This is a genomic window from Halorubrum sodomense, from assembly GCF_900111935.1.
GTDB classification, from domain to species: Archaea; Halobacteriota; Halobacteria; order Halobacteriales; family Haloferacaceae; genus Halorubrum; species Halorubrum sodomense.
Genome location: NZ_FOYN01000002.1, coordinates 555828 through 573903 on the forward strand (window position 1 = coordinate 555828; position 18076 = coordinate 573903).

Sequence of the window (18076 nt, forward strand, 5' to 3'; positions counted from 1 at the left end):
GGATCGGAGAGACCCGTCGCTGACGTGTCGGATGACTGCTCATACATAACTGACTGAAGCTCGACGGAGAACACCTCCAAAGCCCCAGCCGGGAGGCGGGCGCACGCTCGCTGCGGTCCTCCGTCGCTCGCTCCGCTCGCTCCTTGCGGTCCTTGCTTCGCCTGCGCCCGCCTCCCGGCTGTCCCTTTGAGCCCCGCCCCGTACAGCGACCGCACCTCACGCCTCCCCAGCCTCGCGGTTCGTTCGGGACTCCCTACGGTCGCCCCTCACTCACCGCGTCCCTCGCGCGTGCTCCTCGCGGCCTCCGCTTCGCTCCGGCCGCTCGCAGGCACGCGCCACCGCAGTAGTCTCGATACGCATAGCGCGGACCGGTCGCTGTGGGGTTCGAAAATAATAGAGCCGAACTGGCCGCTCGCGCGCCGCTCAGACCAGCCGTTCCGCGATGCGTGCCGCGCCCTCCGCGGCCGCGGTGGCGGGCTCGTCGGGCGAGACGACCTCGACGTCGCGGTCGAGCGCCTCGGTGAGCCGCTTCTCGAACTCCTCGGTGAGTCCGGGGATACACGCCATGCCGCCGGTGGCGGCGACGGGGCGGCCCAGGGCGAGCTGGTAGGGTTTCATGTGGTCGTTGGCGAGTTCGGGGAGGAACTCGTTGGCGACGACGTCGACGACCTCGTCGATGTACCGGTCGACCGGCTCGCGCACGCCGCGGTCGACGGTGAACTCGTGGCTCCCGCCCCCGGGCTGCTGGATCACGTCGGTGAACGGCTCGAAGTCGTACACGTCGGCGTGTTCCTCCTTGTACTCCCGGGCGGTCGTCCGGTCGATGTGGACGCGGCCCTGGCTCTCCTCCTCGACGGCGGCGACGATCCGGCGGTCGACCTCGTTGCCCGTCACCGAGCCGGTCGAGAACGGCGAGAGCTGCTCGCCGCGCCGGTAGGCGCACGCCTCCATCGTCGTCGAGCCGAGGTTGATCGAGACGAACACCTCGTCGATCGCGTCGAGCTCGTCGCCGTACGCGGGGATCGCCCCGCACAGCGACTCGGGGTAGCTCCGCGTCTCGACCTGGCCGATGGAGGAGCCCTCGATCACCGACTTGAGGTTCTCGACGCCCGCCTCGTTGTCGATGGTCGGCACCGCGTAGACGACCGCGCTGTCCTCGGGCACGTCGTGGGCGTCCACGACCGCCTCGAAGAAGCGCTCCGCGTCCGCGACGCTGTCGTCGTCCTCGGGGAGTCCCGAGCGCAGCATGAAGCGCACGCGGTCGGGGTACTCGACCGCGGCCTCCTCGCCGAACAGCACCTTCTCCTCGCCGGTGATGGCGTCCTCGTAGGTCGCCAGACAGGTCAGCACCGAGTGGCGCTCGCGCCCGCCCCGTCCGTCGGGGACGTCGAGCACCGTTCGGGTGCTGCCTAATTTCACGCCGACCGCCGCCGATTCGTCCGTTTCGTTGATGTCCGTGGATTCGTCGTCGCTCATTGGTCACTCGCACACGAAGCGATCCGGACGATGGAGACGAGGCTGATCCGGTGGTCCGCGGGCGTGAACGGCCGGTCGCGCGTCGGGGCGTCGAACCCCTCGAGTCGGCGCGTCAGCGCCGCGACCGCGTCGTCGCCGACCCAGTCGAGCTCGCCGTAGTAGGACAGCGCGTCCCGGCTCCGCAGGTGGCCGCCGACGTCGACGAGGTAGCCGAGCCACTCGCCGACCTCGCGTTCCGCCGCGGGCGACGCCGGGATCGCCGTCAGGTACGGCCGATCCGCGCTCTCGCCGCCGTTCAACCGCTTCCCACGCTGACGCTGGAGCAGCTCCGTGAACGCGGCCGAGCGCGCCGCCTGCTCGGCCCGGTTCCGGTTCGGCCGCCGGAGCGCCCGCTCCCGAGGCGCTCCGTCCGCACCGTCTCGCGGCGCGTCCGCGATCCGGCGCAGCTCCCGTACGTCGTATCGTCGTGGATTCAGACTCATGTTCCGTCCGTCGTTCGCGTCCGTGCCCGAACCGTCGCGACGGGGTTATATGATAGTTGGCTCGCAGTTATCAGCGATGAGAAACTACGCCCCCGATCAACCGACGATCCGGTTCGCGACCGCGACGCTTCCCGCCGCGAGGACGCCGCCGGCGACGACGTCGGTCACCCAGTGAATACCGAGGAAGACGGTCGCGACGACGATGCTGCCGGTCAACGCTCCCGCGACGTAGGTCCACCGCGGGAACTCCTCGTGGGTCGAGACCGCCGCGAGGAACACCGTTACCGACAGGGCGGTATGGAGCGAAGGGAAGACGTTCGTCGCGGCGTTCACCTGCGAGGTGAGCTGCGTCACGCCCCCGAACCAGTCGAGGAGCAGCGGTTCGACGGGTGCCGCGTTCGGGTTCGCTCCCGGCACGGTCGGGTAGTTTCGCGGGCCGTACGCGACGATCCCGGCGTAACAACCGATCGCGACCGCGTAGTTCACCGCGTACGCCGCGACGAGTCGTTTCAGCGGCCGCAGGCGCTCGGCGAACGCGTACGCCGCGATCGGGAACGCGAGCAGCACGACGTAGCCGACGACGTACACCGGCCCGAAGTAGTACACGGTCCACCGGGGGATCCCGTCCTGTATCGCGGCCACGAGGTCGCCCTCGACCGCGTATATCGCGGTCGTCGCTCGGATCCCGTACTCGAACGAGAACGCCTCGATGCGCCTGATAAACCCCTTGTTCACCGCGAGGACGAGCGCGAGCGCGCCGACGTACGGCGCGATCCCGACCGCGCGCTCGCGGACCAGGTCTCGGTCCGCGAGGACGCCCCGAACGCGTTCTCGCCCGACGCAGACGGGCAGGAGGATCGCGAACGCGACGAGCGTGGCGCCGGCGACGACGCCGAAGAGGCCGAGGAACCCGGTCGGTATCCAGCCGGGCATCACGAGTCACCCGTCATCGATCGACTCCCACGCGGGACGGGCGAGCAATCAGTCTCTCGGTACCGGCGGAGCCGTCCGCGTCACCGATCGCCCGGCTAACAGATCGTCCGCGTACCCCGCCGGTCACTCCGTCTCCGCCCACGGGAGCGGCTCGGTACACCAGTGACAGAAGTCGAGTTCGGCGTCGGCCTCCTTGCCGCAGTTGGGACAGGTCACGTCGAGGGACCCGCCGTCCTCGTCGGCGGGGGTCGCGTTCGGCGGACCCCGGACGGTTCCCAACCCGTCGTCGCCGTCCGCGCTCGCGGCGCGACGCCGCATCGCCTCGGCGGCCGCGTCGGCGCGCTCGCGCGCCGCGGCGTCGGCCCGGCCGACGAGGTACGCGTCGAGCGCCGACAGCGCGGACAACAGCGCGATCGGCACCGCCACGTCGGTCGGCACCGCGGCCGACACCGCCGCGGGGTCGGTGAGGGGGTTGACCGGCTCCACGTCGTACAGCGCGAACAGCGCGACCCCGCCGCCGACGATCGTCAGGTGCCACAGCAGCGCCCGCCCCCACCGGCGCAACGAGAGGTGGCCGAGCCCCGGGAGGACCAGCGCGAGCAGGGCGGCGAGGACGGGACGCAACTGGTTTCGCATACGGCCCGAGTTCGTCCGGCCGGTACTTAGGCCTGCGGTGTCGCGCCGATCGGCCGCAGCCGGTATCCCGTCCGCGGGCGATCCGCTCGCCCGCGGCCCCCTCCGCCACCGGCGCCGAACGCCCGCCCACGTCCGCGTCGTCCCGGATAACAACCGTTAATCGCGGTCCGCTCGTCGGCCGCTACATGAGCAGTCAGCGGGCGACCGCGTTCGTCCCGGGTCACGTCACCGCCTTCTTCAGCGCGCACCCCGCCGACGATCCCGCGGTCGCCGGGTCGCGCGGCGCGGGCGTCACGCTCACCGACGGCGTGACGGTCCGAGTGTCGGCGGGCGACGCGGAGAGGGCGACGGGCGACGCGGAGGGGGTGACGGGCGACGCGGAGAGGGCGACGGGCGACGGCGAAGGGGACACGACGATCGACGGCGAGTTCGGATCGATCGGCGCCGTCGACGACGTCCTCGCCGAACTGGACGCCACCGCCGCCGACGTCGCGGTCGAGACGGACCTCCCGATCGGCGCCGGCTTCGGTGTCTCCGGCGCCGCGGCCCTGGGGACCGCCCTCGCCGCGAACGACGCGTTCGACCGCGGGCGCTCCGAGAACGACCTGGTCGGGATCGCCCACGCCGCGGAGGTCGGTCGCGGGACCGGCCTCGGCGACGTGGTCGCGCAGGCGCGCGGCGGCGTTCCGATCCGGCTGGAACCGGGCGCCCCGGGGGTCGGGGAACTCGACGGGATCCCGGGGACCGCGCGCGTCGAGTACGTCACGTTCGGGGAGCTTTCGACCGAAACCGTCCTCGGCGGCGACACCGCCGCGCTCTCCGCGGCCGGCGAGGACGCGCTCGACCGGCTCCGCGCGGACCCCCGGCTCCAGACGCTGACGGACGCGGCCCGCGGGTTCGCCCGCGACGCGGACCTCCTCGTCCCCGAGATCGCGGAGGCGATCGCGGCGGTCGAATCGGCGGGCGGCGAGGCCGCGATGGCGATGCTCGGTCGCACGGTCTTCGCGTTCGGGACCGGGCTCTCCGACGCGGGGTACGACCCGGAGGGCTGTCGGATCGACGCCGCGGGCGCGCGGCTCGTCGACGAGGGGGACCGGAGGTAAGGCCTTTCACTCGCTCGGCCCGACGGGAGGTATGGCCGAATCGCTCCGCTCGTTCTTCGACGAGCTCGAGGCGCCGGACCGACACCTGGCCCTGTTGAACCGGTCGTCGCCGGATCCGGTCCGGAACCTGCTCGACGGCCAGCCCGTCTCGGTCAGCGAGGCCGAGGCGGACTCCGCGGCGGACGACGACGTGGTCGCGCTCGTCGAGGACGGGTCGGTCGTCGCGCGCTCGACCCTCGACGAACTGCTCGAATCGGTGCTGCTCATCAACTCCGACCTGTACAAGACCGGCGCCATCGAACTCGACGAGGTCGCGCTCCCGGCCGTGTTCGAGGGGCTCGACGAGGTCCCGTTTCGGGTCCGCGGCTACCCCGCCTCGAACAAGGAGAAGCTCCTCCTCATCATCATCTCGCGCGTGATCGAGCGGATCGCAGCCGAACACGGGGACGGCACGCTCCGGGCCTCGTTCCAGCGGCTCTCGCGGATCGACGACGAGCGCGGGACCCGGTCGGTGTACGAACGGGTCGCCGGAACCGGCGTCGACGTCCACGTGTACGGCGTCGGTGACGTGGACTCGCTGTCGGAGTTCCCGGTGACGGTCCACACCGGGACCTCCTACCCGTATCAGCGGTCGTGGTTCGTCGTGTTCACGCCGCCGAACGGCGGGGACGGCGACCACGTCGCGCTGCTCGCGCTCGAAGACGAACCGAACGTCTGGGACGGCTTCTGGACGTTCCGGCCGGAACTCGTGACGCGGATCGAGCGGTACATCGCCGAGGAGGTCTGAGGCGGGCGGTTGGCGGAGAATTGTCGGTTTGAGATGCCGAGTCTTGATTTATAATTATTCTGCGGTGGCGCGTGCCTGCGAGCGGCCGCCACCGGCGGCCGCGAGGCAGCGCGCCCGACGAGGCTGGGGAGGCGTGAGGTGCGGTCGCTGTGCGGACGGGCGGGACTCAAAGGGGCAGTCGCGAGGGCGAAGGCGGCCGCAGCAAGCACCGCAGCGAACGGAGTGAGCGAGGAGCGAAGCAAGGCCCCCGAGTCCTCGCGACTGGGGCTTTGGAGCCGTTCGCCGTCGATCCGTAGTCGTATCTCTATAAGCGAGCGACAAGGGTGTAGAAAGCACTCCCCACCGTCCCCACACTCGAAACGTATCCCGCCACCGCCGACGAACAAAGCTTTACCGCGTCGCCCGCCTAGCTCCGGCAAATGGTACTCGACGACCTCGGCACGTCCCTGCGGAGCAGCCTCGACAAGCTCCAGGGGAAGTCCCGACTCTCCGAGAGCGACGTCGAGGAGATCGTCAAGGAGATCCAGCGCTCCCTCCTCTCGGCCGACGTCGACGTCTCCCTCGTGATGGAGCTGTCGGACTCGATCAAGTCCCGCGCGCTCGAGGAGGAGCCGCCGGGCGGCACCACCGCGAAGGACCACGTCCTCAAGATCGTCTACGAGGAGATGGTCGAGCTGGTCGGCGACTCCACCGAGCTCCCGCTGGAGAACCAGACGATCCTGCTGGCCGGCCTCCAGGGGTCGGGGAAGACCACCTCCGCGGCGAAGATGGCCTGGTGGTTCTCGAAGAAGGGGCTCCGTCCCGCGGTGATCCAGACCGACACCTTCCGCCCGGGCGCGTACGACCAGGCGAAGCAGATGTGCGAGCGCGCCGAGGTCGAGTTCTACGGCGACCCCGACAGCGACGACCCGGTCCGGATCGCCCGCGACGGCCTCGAAGCGACCGAGGACGCCGACGTCCACATCGTCGACACGGCCGGCCGGCACGCGCTCGAAGACGACCTCATCGACGAGATCGAGGAGATCGAGGGCGTCGTCGACCCCGACCGCTCGCTGCTCGTCCTGGACGCCGCGATCGGGCAGGGCGCGAAGGAGCAGGCCCGCCAGTTCGAGGAGTCGATCGGCATCGAGGGCGTGATGATCACCAAGCTCGACGGGACCGCCAAGGGCGGGGGCGCGTTGACGGCGGTCAACGAGACGGACTCCTCCATCGCGTTCCTCGGCACCGGCGAGACGGTCCAGGACATCGAGCGGTTCGAGCCCTCGGGGTTCATCTCGCGGCTGCTCGGGATGGGCGACCTGAAGCAGCTCTCCGAGCGCGTCGAGCGCGCGATGCAGGAGACCCAGGAGGAGGACGAGGACTGGGATCCGGAGGACATGCTTCAGGGGGAGTTCACCCTGAAGGACATGAAGCGGCAGATGGACGCGATGAACAAGATGGGCCCGCTCGACCAGGTGATGGACATGATCCCCGGGCTCGGCGGCGGGATGATGGACGAGCTCCCGGACGACGCGATGGACGTCACCCAAGACCGGATGCGCCGCTTCGAGCGCATCATGGACTCGATGACGGAAGAGGAGCTTGAGAACCCCCGCGTCGTCGGCCAGTCGCGCACGGAGCGCATCGCCCGCGGCTCCGGCACCGACGAGGAGACGGTCCGGCAGCTCTTGGAGCAGCACTCGATGATGGAGGAGACGATCGGTCAGTTCCAGGGGATGGGCGAGGGCGACATGCAGCGCATGATGAAGAAGATGGGCGGCGAGGGCGGCGGCCTCGGCGACATGATGGGCGGCGGGAAAGGGCCGTTTTAAATAAGATACTGTCCGCGAATCGGTTATCGACCGTTGCTCTCGCGGGTGACGGCGGATTTTTTCAGGCACCCAGCCCTTCGGTTATAAATGGCTGGCTCTGTTGAAATTCTCAACAGGTGACACATTCTGACCCGCTTGCGGTCAATACAGGGTTCTTACAGACCAGATTCGGACTATACCACTCTTAATGCTGTCAAGAACGTCTTGCGAGATACAGAGGATCAGTACAGCAGTGAGTTCCAAGGCTATTTTACTCAGTAGAGAATGGTTAAAATAATGGGTCGATGGGATCGTGCTGTCACTCCTGTTGTCTCGACTATTCTCGTGGTCGCAATTGTGGTAGTTTTAGCTACAACGATTTCCGTGTTTTTGGCTCTGGTGAATCACTAAGCGGCGTCGGCTTCAACCGTGAGAACTTGGAAAATGAAGCGAAAATCGGCGATGCCGTGCGAGCGCGAACGTGGTCTCATAATGTTCGTGAACTCGTCGTGAAATGTGTCATTCACAACATCAAACGTGTTGTGATACCGTGAAATCAACCGCTATATGGCGATTTATCAGAGCAGTCACTGTTGATTCCACATCCCGAGCGCGAGCGAACATCCGGCGAAGGAGACAATCATTTTACTCACGTAGAGAGGTTATTTCACCGTGAATTGGAGGTGGTATCGGATGGCGCTAGTTGCCGCGGTGTTGGTCGCGGGTGTCCTCCGCTTCGAGTGGGACCCACAGCTCTTGCTGTTCGTCTACTGGGTCGAAGCGGGTATCGCGGCCGGTCGGGGCGTCCTCCAATCCCTGTTTGCTGAGCTCCCGCCCTCGGAGGCGTACAGACCGTGCGGCACGAGGATGCCGTTCCCGCTCGCGGCGCTCGCGGACGTCCGCGGCGGCGTCCGCTTGGCGAGTTGGCTCCCCCCGGTGTACCCGCGGAACGTCCCGTACGTTGTCCTAGCGGTGATTCCGATCGCGGCCTTCTGGCCGCTCGCCGGACTCCTCTTGACCGGTGCGGTCGCGCCGGTCGTCACGACGTTCGCGCCACCACAGACTCTCTGGCTGGCGGTCCTCGCCGTCGTGGTCGGCCAAGCGGTCCGATTTGTTGACTGGCTCCGGACGGAGACGTACGAGTCGACGGCCGCCACCGGCGGCAGTACTCGGCGGTACCTGGTACTCGTGGTCGTCCTCGCGGTCGTCGCCCCGCTCGCGCTAGAGGGCGCGGCGGCCACGGGCGTCGGCCGCCTCGGCCTGGGGTTAGCAGTCGTCGCCGTGCGGGTTGCCTACGACCTCGTCGAACTCCGCCACCCGGGGTGGGTCGAGTCGGCCGTGTTCAGCGACGAGACCGTCGGGGGCGAACGGTCGGTCGAGGCGCCCGACGGCGAGCCGGTCGCGTCGTTCGAGAGCGACCGCCGCGGCACGCTCGTCGCCTCGGTGATCGGCGGTGTCCTCGTCTCCGTGCTGGGAGTGATGCTGTTCCCCGTTCTGGTGGGTGGGTTGGTCGGACTGCTCGTCGGCGGTGGAGTGCTCACCACGCCGTCCGGCCCCGTCGTCGGCGCCGCGGTCGGCGTCGCGGTCGTCGTCGGCGTCCGGGTCCTCGTCGAACTCGTCGTCGGGTGGGTGGTCAGCGCACACGTGGTCTATCATGTCTACCCGGACGCAGTCGTGGCCCACAACGAGTTGACGGGCGCGACGCAGTGGTCGGTTCGCCGCGCCGAGATCACCGAAGTTACCCCGTCTTCCGACCTCTTCGCCGGGGTACTACCCGAGTGGTACGACACGGTCAAGATCACCACCGCGGGCGGCGAGAGCCACACGCTGGGGTACTTCGGCGACGTCGAGTCGGCCGCGAGACTGCTCGACGGCGAGGGTGCAGGCTGAACTCGGCGTGCGTCAGGTCTGAGGCGCGTTTCCGGGCCGATTCTCAGATCAGGAGTGAATCGAGAAAAATCGCTAGAAGGCGTTTGATTTCACGGTTTCACGGCTCGCTTGATGTTGTAGACCGCACACATCAGAACAATTTCACGAAATTCGCGGTACCACGCTCGGGCACGCACCGCGTGGCCGAGCGTCCGCTTGATCGTTGAGAAGACGGTTTCAAACAGCGCCCTCTGGCCGTATAGAGACTCGTCGATTCGCGCGTTATGCGCGCAATCGACGGGTCGGAACTCACGGTGTTTGATCAGCGGTCTCACGCCTTCTTCGCGCAATTTCTCGCGTAATCGCTGCCAATCGTACCCTTTGTCGGCCGCGAGGCTGGCAATCTCGCCCGCGTTGCGGCAGGCGAGTTGCCAGCCGATCTGCGTGTCGTGACGTTTCTCGGTCGTACAGTGAACGTCAAGTACAGCTTGTGTTTTTGTATCGACAAGCGCGATCGTTTTCAGCGTTTGAACGCGGTAGTTCGTCCGGCGGCAGTAGTGCTTGCTGGCGGTTTCGCGGTCGAAGAACGTCGCGTCCATCGCGGTGTGATCAGCGGTGTCGTGCAACTGCGCCGAGAGGCGCAGCAGCACTCGCCAGATCTTCATCTTTAATGTGTCAAACGCCTTGACTAGCGTCGAGTGATGCGGGAGATCGGACGTTTCGAAACCGATCTCGGCCACTATTTGTGGCATCTCGCTCAAGAGATCAAGCGCCTCGCGGTAGGATTTCTCTAGGTAAATCCGGAGACAGTGGAGAGAAACGACGGCGTAGTCGGCGAAGCCCCCACACCCCCTTCGGGGGCGGCGGCTTCGCCTCGGCCACCAACAGCATTTTTAGCTACGTGACCGCCTTGCTCGTGAAGCGGGAGATATTCGACATAGGCATCGCCGATTTTCCGCTTCACTTCCTTTGATGTGACGACCTATCCCGCCGTCTTACAGCGATTCACCAGAGCCGTGTTTTTGTTTGGTGCTACAGAGAATCTAAACGAGCCTGCGCCAATCGTTGGCCAGACGAGTGGAGAGTTTGAGCCAGGGGCGGATGCCCAGCGTGTACGTATTACGCACATATCTGGAGAGGGCGTTCCCGCTGAAGAATTGGAAATTGTCGTTCGGGCATCTGGCCCCGATGTGGATACTGAAGCACGACTGGTTAACCTCCCCGAGTTTGATGAGGAGAAAGATCCTGAGAACATAATATTGTATTTCAATAAAGAAATTGAGAGTAACGATCCAAACACGTGGGGCGTTGGTGACACAATCCAATTTGAAATAAACGTGGGAGGAGCCGATTTTCGTGAACCGCCAGTAGGTAGTAATCCTGATGCTGACGAACTTACGGTTCTAATTGTTCATACTCCTTCGAGCGCTGTTATTGTTAAAAAAACGTTCACACCGTAGGTGGAATATATGGGCTCTGTGTTCAGCACGACTCAAAAAATATCAAAAATTATGTATTTCGACAGAGCCTCGGAAATCAATAAATATCCCACCTACGGCCCGGGAGGTTCCGCCGTTCGCTCTGGGGAGAACGTCACGTCAGGGCTAAGATAGACTCTGTAGCGATATGTATGTAGTTTCGCGACGGTCGACGGGTTTCAGCGACACTCCGGCTTGTCCCGTTCCGTAGGGTCGCCGGTCGCCGCGGCCGCGACTGCGGTCGTTCTGGCGATGGGCTGTTTGTCGTTGACGCCGATAAAAAGGATCTCAACCGAGTCTCCCGGCTCCATCGGGCGGTCGCCGCTGAAATCGATCGGATACCTGTTTTCGACGCGAAAGAAGGGTTCGTCGCCGCCGCGAGCGATGTCATTCTGGTTCGACTCGACATATTGCTCACCAATGTCTGACACGTCGGTACCGGTTCCCCCCTGTTGGTACCGGTTGTGAGCCATCCGGATTGTCAGTGTCTCACCGACGCCGAAATCGCCGGTACAGAACTCCCCGACATCGCCGTCGTGGAACGTCTGACCGGTGTCCGCGTCGAAGCGGTTGGGGTTCAGGAACCGAACCTGACCGCCCTCGCCGTCGCTACCCTCCCAGCTGACCAGTATCGAACCGATCTCGTCGCCTTGGAAGGTCGGCCCTGCGACGTAGGGCACTCGAACGACGTCAATGTCTCCGCGGGGGGGATTGCTGTTACCATTGTTCCACCCGCCCCACGATCGGTGTTCGGGCCCGAGCGTCACCTCCGCGTCGCCGAACCCGCGCAGCTCTTGGGGCTCTGGGAGCTCGCTCTCGAAGTCAAGAACGACGACGCCGATGGTAGCAGCGAGTATCACCACGATGGCGACCATGAGAATCGTGGCAACGACGGTCGTAACGCCGCGGTCACGGCTACCGTCCATCGCTCACTCCGGCGCAGGCGACCTGACTGCCACTCATACCAATACAACGGCCTGTTCCGGAAGTATACATTTCGATCCACATATCAGTTCTAATAGCCATTATTGCTGTTCAGTTACACGCCATGTGAGATTGAGACACATGCGCGCTGTATTCAGCAGGACACCGAGAACAGATCACTTGTTGAGAATTTCAACGGAGCCGTACCGAGGCATTTCAAACTCGGTGAGCGCTGCTCGTTCATATTGGTGTGTAACGCATGGAGACATCGTGCGAAGCCGACTAAGCGGCCAGCTCTAGCGACCAGTAGCATGAAAAATCGAGGTCGGGAGGCTACTGGGTGTCGTCCGCGAACACTGCGCCGAGCGAGTCGTCACCTGCCTGCCCAACCGCGATTGCTGAGACTGCGGCGCCGCCGTCAAGTTCGGTGTCAGGCAGCGAGAGCGCGATGTCGTCGCTTCCGTGCGGGAGGACCTCAAGATCGTAGGAGCCAGCGTCAACAGGAACGTACTCGCTGGCGCTTCGGAATTCGATATTTTCACACAGGGTCGGACCACCGTTAGCGACTCGCACGTCGACGGCGGGAGCGTCCGGTGAGGCATGAACAAACCGGACGTGAGTTTGGTCGGCTTCGACATCACCGGGGGCGTCGGAAAGTACTGTACACTCGGCTTCAGCGAGCATACCAGTCGCAAGCGCCGAGTACGCGCGGTCTGCCTCAAGTTCGACTGTCAGATCGAGGACTGCCTCGTCGTCGCCATGCGGCGTGACAGCGATCTCGTGGCTTTCAGCTGGCAGCTCGGCGTACTCGCTGATGGTTTCGAATGGCACGTCTTCGAAGGCGATTTCGCCGTCGACGTGGACATCGACGTTCGGTGCGTCCGGACAACAGTGACCAACGCGGACGGATGCGGTTTCTGCCATACCAATTCTTGTTGCTCGTGCCAGAAGTTTCAATCTATATATGTGAACAAAATATATTATATATGGGTATGAGCCGTACGGGGAACACCGGAGCACGCAGTTTGTGCTCCCCGAGGCGGCGTTGTATACCGACTTCAGCTACAGAGGCGAAAACGACCGCAACTCCAACTCGGCCAGCGAGCGATGGACCGGGTCCGAGCAGGACTTCGGTCAGGGGGCCAGTCGTTTTCGTGTGCGTGAGAGCAGAACCGACCCAAGTTATCGAAGACGAAGGGCGCGTCGTGGGCCTGTCTTCTCATCAGACTCATCGGTTTCCTCGCTGTCTCGGCATTGGACTGGAGCTGCCGCGTGGTCGTCCAGCGAGGGTTCATCGGTGTGCTGTTCCGCTCTGGTCGAGATAGTCGTCTGTGTGCTCGACTCGCGCGCTGTATCTCGCACGACGATCCGAATGTCTCCCTGAATTGGTAGAACTCCCGATATTCAACCCGCACTCTTCAGCGACCAGCTGTTTCAGGCGAGAACGTGTCTGTAGAATAGGATTTCAACAGAGCCAAATAGCTGATTGCGGACCGACGGAGAACGTCTCCAAAGCCAGCTGTTTATTTATAAATAGTTGACTGCGGATCGACGGGGAACACCTCCAAAGCCCCAGCCGCGAGGGCGGCACACGCTCGCTGCGCTCCTCGCTCGTTCGCTCCGCTCACTCGCTGTGGTGCTTACGTCGCCTGCGCCGCCCTCGCGGCTGCCCCTTTGAGTCCCTCCCCGCCCGCGACCGCACGGCACCTCACACCTCCCCAGCCTCGTCGCTGGCACCCTCCGCTTCGCTTCGGGAGCCAGCGACTCCCTCGCGCGTGCTGACTCGCGGCCGCCGAGGGCGGCCGCTCGCAGGCACGCGCCACCGCGGGAATCGAGATGACAGATCGATCCTTACCGGCAGCCGCCGAGCGCTTCAGGCCCTTTATACGGGTGACCGGGCTACGGCTTGGCGATGGACCGGGACCGGATCGGCGAGTACGACGCCTTGGTCCTCGTCTCGCTCGTCTGGTTCCTGGGGAAGTTCGTTCGCTACCTCTTCCCGCCGCTGTTCGAGTCGATCCAGGAGGCCTACGGCGTGAGCAACGCCACCGTCGGGACCGCCTTCACCGGCTTCATGCTCGTGTACGCCCTCCTCCAGTTCCCGAGCGGCGCGGTCGCGGACCGGCTCGGTCCGGTCCGGGTGATCGTCGCGGGCGCGCTCGTCGCCGGCGCGGGGTCGCTCGCGATCGTCTTCGACGCCCCGTTCGCCGCGCTCGTCGCCGCGATGGTCGTCATCGGCGCGGGGACGGGGGTCCACAAGACGGTCTCGGTGCGGCTGATCGCCCGCGTCTACCCCGCGCGGACCGGGCGGATGCTCGGCGCGCACGACACGCTGGGCGCGATGGGCGGGGTCGCCGCGCCCGCCGTCGTCGTCGCCGTCCTCTCGGCGCCGCCCGCGCTCGCGGCCGTCCTCGCGCGGCTCCCCGGCGCCGACTGGCGCGCGCCGTTCCTGCTCACCGGCGTCCTCGCCGTCGGGCTCGCGGTCGCGACCGCGGTCCGGCTCTCCGGGTCGCCCGCGGCGACCGGTCCGACCGACGCCGACGGCGACGACTCGCCGGAGGCGCAAGAGTATCTCCGGCTGTTCCGGAACCCGCGGTTCTCGGCGTTCGTGCTGGTCACGGTCGGGTTCTCGTTCGCGCACAACGGCCTGGTCGCATTCCTTCCCCTGTACCTCTCGGAGGCCGCCGACCTCGCGACGTCGACCGCGAACCTCCTGTACTCGCTGGTGTTCGCGGTGACGTTCGTCCAGCTGGTCACCGGTGACCTCTCCGACCGCGTCGGTCGCTTCCCCGTGATGGTCGCGGCGCTCGGGCTGGCGGCGACGGCGCTCGTCGCGCTCGTCTCGCTCCCGGGACTCGGCCTCGGTGCCGTCGCCGCCGCGGTCGTCGTCGCCGCCTTCGGCCTCGGATCGCACGGCTTCCAGCCCGTGCGTAGCGCGTACCTGATGGAACTGCTCCCGGAGCGACTCGCCGGCGGAGGGCTCGGCGTCGTCCGGACGCTGCTCATGGGCGCCGGCGCGCTCGCGCCCGGCGCGGTCGGCGTCATCGCCGACGCGGTCGGCTTCCGTCCGGCGTTCGCGCTGCTCGCCGGCTCGATGGGACTGGCGGCGGTCGTCGCCGCCGGCCTCTGGCTCACGGAGTGAGCGAAGGCGACCGAATCGCGGACCGCGAGAGCGACCGACTCAAAGATCGCGGACCCCTTGCCCTCTCACCGCTCACGCCTCTTCGTCCGTCTCCCGCAGGATGAACGGGCCGATGGAGAGGGTGCGCTTCGTCACCGTCGCGATCCGCAGGATATACGAGAGCAGCAGCGCGAACGGGACGAGCGAGGCGGCGACCGCGGCCGCGACCAGAAGCACGACGCTCTCGACGCCGAGAACCGCTCCCCCGTACCGCCCGGCGTCGAAGAAGGCGACCATCGCCGCCGCAACCAGCAGCGCCGGAACGGCCGACGCGAGGATCCGCCGGGACAGGTCGATCAGCGCCCACTGGAAGTACAGCGTCTTGAAGTGTTCGCGGGCGGGGCCGAACAGCCGCAGCGACCCGATCAGGTCGTCGAGCGCCGCGGCCCCCTCGTCGTCCAACGCCTCCCCGTGGCGCTCGCGGAGCCGTCGGGCGGCGAACAGCTTCCACGAGTAGTTGAAGTCGAGGACGGCCGCGATCACCTCGAACGCACCGAACCGGCCCCCGTCGAGCTTCGCCACCGTCTGTTCCGCGTTCTCGACGACGGCCTCGGTCAGGTCGTCCGTCGTCCGCACCAGATCCTCGTCGGTCGAGCCCGAGACGGCCTCGCGGAAGGTCGTCGCGTGGTCGCTCGCCGCCTCGACGAGGGCGCTGAGAAACGCGGCCGGCTCCGCGGGGCTGACGGGCTCGTCGAGGACCGCCGCCGCGTCCTCTCGGAATTCCATCGCGCCGTCCATCCGCTCGCGCTGGTCGCCCACGGCGCCGAGCTCCTGCGAGAGCACGAGCTGGTTCAGGGTGAGCACGAGCGTGACGCCCGTGATGGTGGCCGTGAGGAGCCCCTGAAACAGCGTGTCGACGGAGTCGCCGCCGCGGAGGGCCTCGGCGGCGCCGGGGAGGAGGGCCCCGACCGCGACCAGCCCGAGGAACACGAGCGAGAGGATGATCGCCGTGACGAGCCGGCGGTCGGCGTCGAGCAGGAGCCACAGCGCGGCGCGGCTCCGGTCGGCGCGTTCGCGGACGCTGTCGTCCGGCGCGTCGCTCGCCTCGGTCATGTCTCGGGCTCCCGCGCCGGAGCGAAAAAGCCACCGGGGTTTGACCGGAGCGGACGGCGGTCCGCTCTCTCCTCAGTCGAGCGTTCCGGGGTCGAACGCCGCCGGGTCGAACTCGCGGTCGCGGAGGCGGTCGGGGTCGACCGCGCGCAGCACGGACTCGTCCGTGGCCTCGAGGACGACGGGCGGGGCGACGCCGTCCTCTGCCGCCTCCAGCCAGCGACCGACGCAGAGGCACCAGCGGTCGCCCGGCTCCAGCCCGGGGAAGTCGAACTCGGGACGAGGCGTGATCAGGTCGTTGCCCCGCTCGCGGCTGTATCGCAGGAACTCGGCCGTGACGACCGCACAGAGCGTGTGCTCTCCGACGTCGCCGTCCACGTCGCGGCAGTGGCCGTCTCGGAGGTAGCCGGTCGTCGGGTCGCGGCCGCAGGGGGCCAGCTCGCCGCCGAGCACGTTGCGGTCGCCGCGGTCGTCCGCGTCGTCGTCCGCTGACACGCGATCCGCTTCCGTCCCCGTCGACATAAGTGGGACGCCGCCGAACCGTCGACAATGAGCCGTAACGACGAGGTCGCGACCCGACTGGAGGAGTTCGCTGACCTCCTCGAGGCGACGGGCGTCGAGTACAAGCCGACCGCCTACCGACGGGCGGCCGAGAACGTCCGCGACCACCCCGCGCCGATCGAGGGGCTCGCGGCCGACGGCGAGGACGCGGTCGCCGAGATCGACCGCGTCGGCGACGCCATCGCCGCGAAGATCGTCGAGTACGTCGAGACCGGGACGATCGAGGAGCTGACCGAGCTGCGCGAAGAGCTCCCGGTCGACATGGCCGGGCTGACCGCGGTCGAGGGCGTCGGTCCGAAGACGGTCGGCTCCCTGTACGACGCGCTCGGTATCTCGGACCTCGACGAGCTGGAGGCCGCCGCGGAGGCGGGCGAGATTCAAGAGGTGTCCGGCTTCGGCGCGAAGACCGAACAGAACATCCTCGACAACGTCCCGTTCGCCCGAGAGGCCCGCGAGCGCACCCGCCTCGGCGACGCCCGGCCGCTCGCGGACGACGCGCTCGCGTCCCTCACCGCCCTCGACTCCGTCGAGTCCGTCGAGGTGTGCGGGTCGATCCGGCGGTGGAAGCCGACGATCGGTGACGTCGACCTGCTCGTGGCCAGCGAGGAGCGCGAGCCGATCGTCGAGGCGTTCACCGACTGGGACGCCGCGGACGCGACGATCGAGGCGGGCACCGGGAAGGCGAGCGTGCGCGCGGACGGCACCCGCGTCGACCTTCGGGTCGTCGACCCCGACGAGTTCGGCGCCGCGCTCCAGTACTTCACCGGGTCGCGGGCGCACAACGTCGCCGTGCGCAACCGAGCGATCGACCGCGACCTCAAGCTGAACGAGTACGGGCTCTTCGACGTGAGCGACGTCGACGGCGAGGGAGTCGACGACGCGGCGGACGGCGACGCCGAAGACGCCGACTCGACGCGGGCCGGCGAGCGCATCGCGGGCGCCGAGGAGGCCGAGGTCTACCGCGCGCTCGACATGGACCCGGTCCCGCCGGAGCTGCGCGAGGACCGCGGCGAGGTCGAGGCGGCCGCCGAGGGGCGGCTCCCGTTCCTCGTCGAGCCGGGCGACCTCCGCGGCGACCTCCACACCCACACCGACTGGTCCGACGGCGGCTTCTCGATCGCGGAGATGGCGGCGGCGGCCGCGGAGCGCGGCTACGACTACCACGTTGTCACCGACCACGCGACCGGGCCGGGGATGGTCGGCGGGGTCGGCCTCGACGAGTCCGACCTCGAGGAACAGGCCGCGGCGATCGCCGAGGCGGCCGAGGAGGTCGAGATCCCGATCCTCCACGGGATAGAGGCCAACATCGACGCCGACGGCGGCCTCTCGACCGACGACGAGGTCCTCGCCGCCCTCGACATCGTCGTCGCGTCGCCGCACGCCGCGCTCGGGCAGGACGGCGAGGCGGCCACCGAGCGCCTGATACGGGCGGTCGAACACCCGCACGTCGATATCCTCGGTCATCCGACCGGCCGCCTCATCAACGAGCGGCCGGGGCTCGATCCGGACGTCGGGGCGGTCGCCGAGGCGGCCGCCGCGAACGGGACCGCCGTCGAGGTGAACGCGAACCCCGCTCGACTCGACGCCGACGGCGAGTTCGTTCGGGCCGCGATCGAGGCGGGGGCGACGATCGCGATCGACACCGACGCGCACGCGCCCCGCGAACTCGACAACGCCCGGTACGGGATCCACACCGCGCGGCGGGGCTGGGCCGAGACGTCGACCGTGCTCAACGCGCGATCGCTCAACGGCCTCCGGTCGTTTATCCTGTAGCCGACGGACCGGTCCCGGACGCCGCCCGCCCGA

Annotated in this window: 16 protein-coding genes and 1 pseudogene; 8 read left to right on the plus strand and 9 right to left on the minus strand. The window is 67.1% G+C overall.

The genetic code is table 11. The features are described from left to right. Positions 1 to 423: 423 nt before the first annotated feature. The 4 genes from BM286_RS07640 to BM286_RS07655 form a co-directional block, all read right to left on the minus strand. Positions 424 to 1476, minus strand: coding sequence for a hypothetical protein (locus BM286_RS07640; RefSeq protein WP_092920970.1), 1053 nt, complete (start codon positions 1474 to 1476; stop codon positions 424 to 426). Continuing rightward, a complete protein-coding gene (locus BM286_RS07645; RefSeq protein ID WP_092920971.1) occupies positions 1473 to 1958 on the minus strand; it encodes a FlaD/FlaE family flagellar protein in 486 nt (161 codons plus the stop codon). Before BM286_RS07645 ends, BM286_RS07640 begins: the two co-directional genes overlap by 4 nt. A gap of 96 nt (positions 1959 to 2054) precedes the next feature. Further along, complete coding sequence (locus tag BM286_RS07650; RefSeq protein WP_092920972.1) at positions 2055 to 2891, minus strand: phosphatase PAP2 family protein; 837 nt, start codon at positions 2889 to 2891, stop codon at positions 2055 to 2057. A 123-nt stretch (positions 2892 to 3014) separates the two neighbouring features. Further along, positions 3015 to 3527: a DUF7575 domain-containing protein gene (locus tag BM286_RS07655; protein WP_092920973.1), complete on the minus strand. Its 513-nt coding sequence runs from the start codon at positions 3525 to 3527 to the stop codon at positions 3015 to 3017. A gap of 185 nt (positions 3528 to 3712) precedes the next feature. Here BM286_RS07655 and BM286_RS07660 point away from each other — a divergent pair, with 185 nt between their 5' ends. The 5 genes from BM286_RS07660 (at position 3713) to BM286_RS07680 (ending at position 9097) form a co-directional block, all read left to right on the plus strand. Beyond that, positions 3713 to 4630: a pantoate kinase gene (locus tag BM286_RS07660; protein WP_092920974.1), complete on the plus strand. Its 918-nt coding sequence runs from the start codon at positions 3713 to 3715 to the stop codon at positions 4628 to 4630. Between the two features lie 31 nt (positions 4631 to 4661). After that, a complete protein-coding gene (locus BM286_RS07665) occupies positions 4662 to 5417 on the plus strand; it encodes a DICT sensory domain-containing protein (protein ID WP_092920975.1) in 756 nt (251 codons plus the stop codon). A 419-nt stretch (positions 5418 to 5836) separates the two neighbouring features. After that, a complete protein-coding gene (locus BM286_RS07670) occupies positions 5837 to 7228 on the plus strand; it encodes a signal recognition particle protein Srp54 (protein ID WP_092920976.1) in 1392 nt (463 codons plus the stop codon). A 276-nt stretch (positions 7229 to 7504) separates the two neighbouring features. After that, entirely contained in the window at positions 7505 to 7618 is a 114-nt protein-coding gene (locus BM286_RS15990) for an archaellin/type IV pilin N-terminal domain-containing protein (protein ID WP_137693840.1), read from the plus strand. A 282-nt stretch (positions 7619 to 7900) separates the two neighbouring features. Then, positions 7901 to 9097, plus strand: a complete 1197-nt coding sequence (locus tag BM286_RS07680; protein WP_092920978.1) for a DUF6498-containing protein — start codon at positions 7901 to 7903, stop codon at positions 9095 to 9097. Positions 9098 to 9186: 89 nt separating this feature from the next. Here BM286_RS07680 and BM286_RS07685 read toward each other — a convergent pair. Further along, a pseudogene (locus BM286_RS07685) lies at positions 9187 to 10015 on the minus strand (IS5 family transposase). A 77-nt stretch (positions 10016 to 10092) separates the two neighbouring features. Here BM286_RS07685 and BM286_RS07690 point away from each other — a divergent pair. Further along, positions 10093 to 10536 carry a type IV pilin gene (locus BM286_RS07690; protein WP_199233598.1) on the plus strand — a complete coding sequence of 148 codons (444 nt, stop codon included), beginning with the start codon at positions 10093 to 10095 and terminating at the stop codon, positions 10534 to 10536. A gap of 197 nt (positions 10537 to 10733) precedes the next feature. Here the strand turns inward: BM286_RS07690 and BM286_RS07695 are convergent, their stop codons facing one another. Together BM286_RS07695 and BM286_RS07700 are read right to left on the minus strand one after the other, a co-directional pair. After that, a complete protein-coding gene (locus tag BM286_RS07695) occupies positions 10734 to 11480 on the minus strand; it encodes an archaellin/type IV pilin N-terminal domain-containing protein (RefSeq protein ID WP_092920980.1) in 747 nt (248 codons plus the stop codon). A 331-nt stretch (positions 11481 to 11811) separates the two neighbouring features. Beyond that, the gene (locus BM286_RS07700; protein WP_092920981.1) at positions 11812 to 12402 is read right to left on the minus strand and encodes a DUF4397 domain-containing protein; all 591 of its coding nucleotides are present in this window, start codon (positions 12400 to 12402) and stop codon (positions 11812 to 11814) included. Positions 12403 to 13390: 988 nt separating this feature from the next. On the opposite strand from BM286_RS07700, the gene BM286_RS07705 reads away from it, so the two are divergent. Then, positions 13391 to 14620: an MFS transporter gene (locus BM286_RS07705; RefSeq protein ID WP_092920982.1), complete on the plus strand. Its 1230-nt coding sequence runs from the start codon at positions 13391 to 13393 to the stop codon at positions 14618 to 14620. A gap of 72 nt (positions 14621 to 14692) precedes the next feature. On the opposite strand, the gene BM286_RS07710 is transcribed toward BM286_RS07705, so the two are convergent. Together BM286_RS07710 and BM286_RS07715 are read right to left on the minus strand one after the other, a co-directional pair. Continuing rightward, positions 14693 to 15712: a hypothetical protein gene (locus tag BM286_RS07710; RefSeq protein WP_092920983.1), complete on the minus strand. Its 1020-nt coding sequence runs from the start codon at positions 15710 to 15712 to the stop codon at positions 14693 to 14695. Between the two features lie 72 nt (positions 15713 to 15784). Then, positions 15785 to 16231 carry a DUF2237 family protein gene (locus tag BM286_RS07715; RefSeq protein ID WP_092920984.1) on the minus strand — a complete coding sequence of 149 codons (447 nt, stop codon included), beginning with the start codon at positions 16229 to 16231 and terminating at the stop codon, positions 15785 to 15787. Between the two features lie 27 nt (positions 16232 to 16258). Between BM286_RS07715 and polX the strand changes: the two genes are divergently transcribed. Continuing rightward, positions 16259 to 18043 (plus strand): DNA polymerase/3'-5' exonuclease PolX, encoded by a 1785-nt coding sequence (polX, locus tag BM286_RS07720; protein ID WP_092920985.1) that lies wholly within the window; start codon positions 16259 to 16261, stop codon positions 18041 to 18043. Positions 18044 to 18076: the final 33 nt, after the last annotated feature.

Coding starts and splice junctions, on each gene's coding strand:
- BM286_RS07640 (WP_092920970.1), bottom strand. CDS start 1,476: ATGAGCGACGACGAATCCACGGACATCAACGAAACGGACGAATCGGCG.
- BM286_RS07645 (WP_092920971.1), bottom strand. CDS start 1,958: ATGAGTCTGAATCCACGACGATACGACGTACGGGAGCTGCGCCGGATC.
- BM286_RS07650 (WP_092920972.1), bottom strand. CDS start 2,891: ATGCCCGGCTGGATACCGACCGGGTTCCTCGGCCTCTTCGGCGTCGTC.
- BM286_RS07655 (WP_092920973.1), bottom strand. CDS start 3,527: ATGCGAAACCAGTTGCGTCCCGTCCTCGCCGCCCTGCTCGCGCTGGTC.
- BM286_RS07660 (WP_092920974.1), top strand. CDS start 3,713: ATGAGCAGTCAGCGGGCGACCGCGTTCGTCCCGGGTCACGTCACCGCC.
- BM286_RS07665 (WP_092920975.1), top strand. CDS start 4,662: ATGGCCGAATCGCTCCGCTCGTTCTTCGACGAGCTCGAGGCGCCGGAC.
- BM286_RS07670 (WP_092920976.1), top strand. CDS start 5,837: ATGGTACTCGACGACCTCGGCACGTCCCTGCGGAGCAGCCTCGACAAG.
- BM286_RS15990 (WP_137693840.1), top strand. CDS start 7,505: ATGGGTCGATGGGATCGTGCTGTCACTCCTGTTGTCTCGACTATTCTC.
- BM286_RS07680 (WP_092920978.1), top strand. CDS start 7,901: ATGGCGCTAGTTGCCGCGGTGTTGGTCGCGGGTGTCCTCCGCTTCGAG.
- BM286_RS07695 (WP_092920980.1), bottom strand. CDS start 11,480: ATGGACGGTAGCCGTGACCGCGGCGTTACGACCGTCGTTGCCACGATT.
- BM286_RS07700 (WP_092920981.1), bottom strand. CDS start 12,402: ATGGCAGAAACCGCATCCGTCCGCGTTGGTCACTGTTGTCCGGACGCA.
- BM286_RS07705 (WP_092920982.1), top strand. CDS start 13,391: ATGGACCGGGACCGGATCGGCGAGTACGACGCCTTGGTCCTCGTCTCG.
- BM286_RS07710 (WP_092920983.1), bottom strand. CDS start 15,712: ATGACCGAGGCGAGCGACGCGCCGGACGACAGCGTCCGCGAACGCGCC.
- BM286_RS07715 (WP_092920984.1), bottom strand. CDS start 16,231: ATGTCGACGGGGACGGAAGCGGATCGCGTGTCAGCGGACGACGACGCG.
- polX (WP_092920985.1), top strand. CDS start 16,259: ATGAGCCGTAACGACGAGGTCGCGACCCGACTGGAGGAGTTCGCTGAC.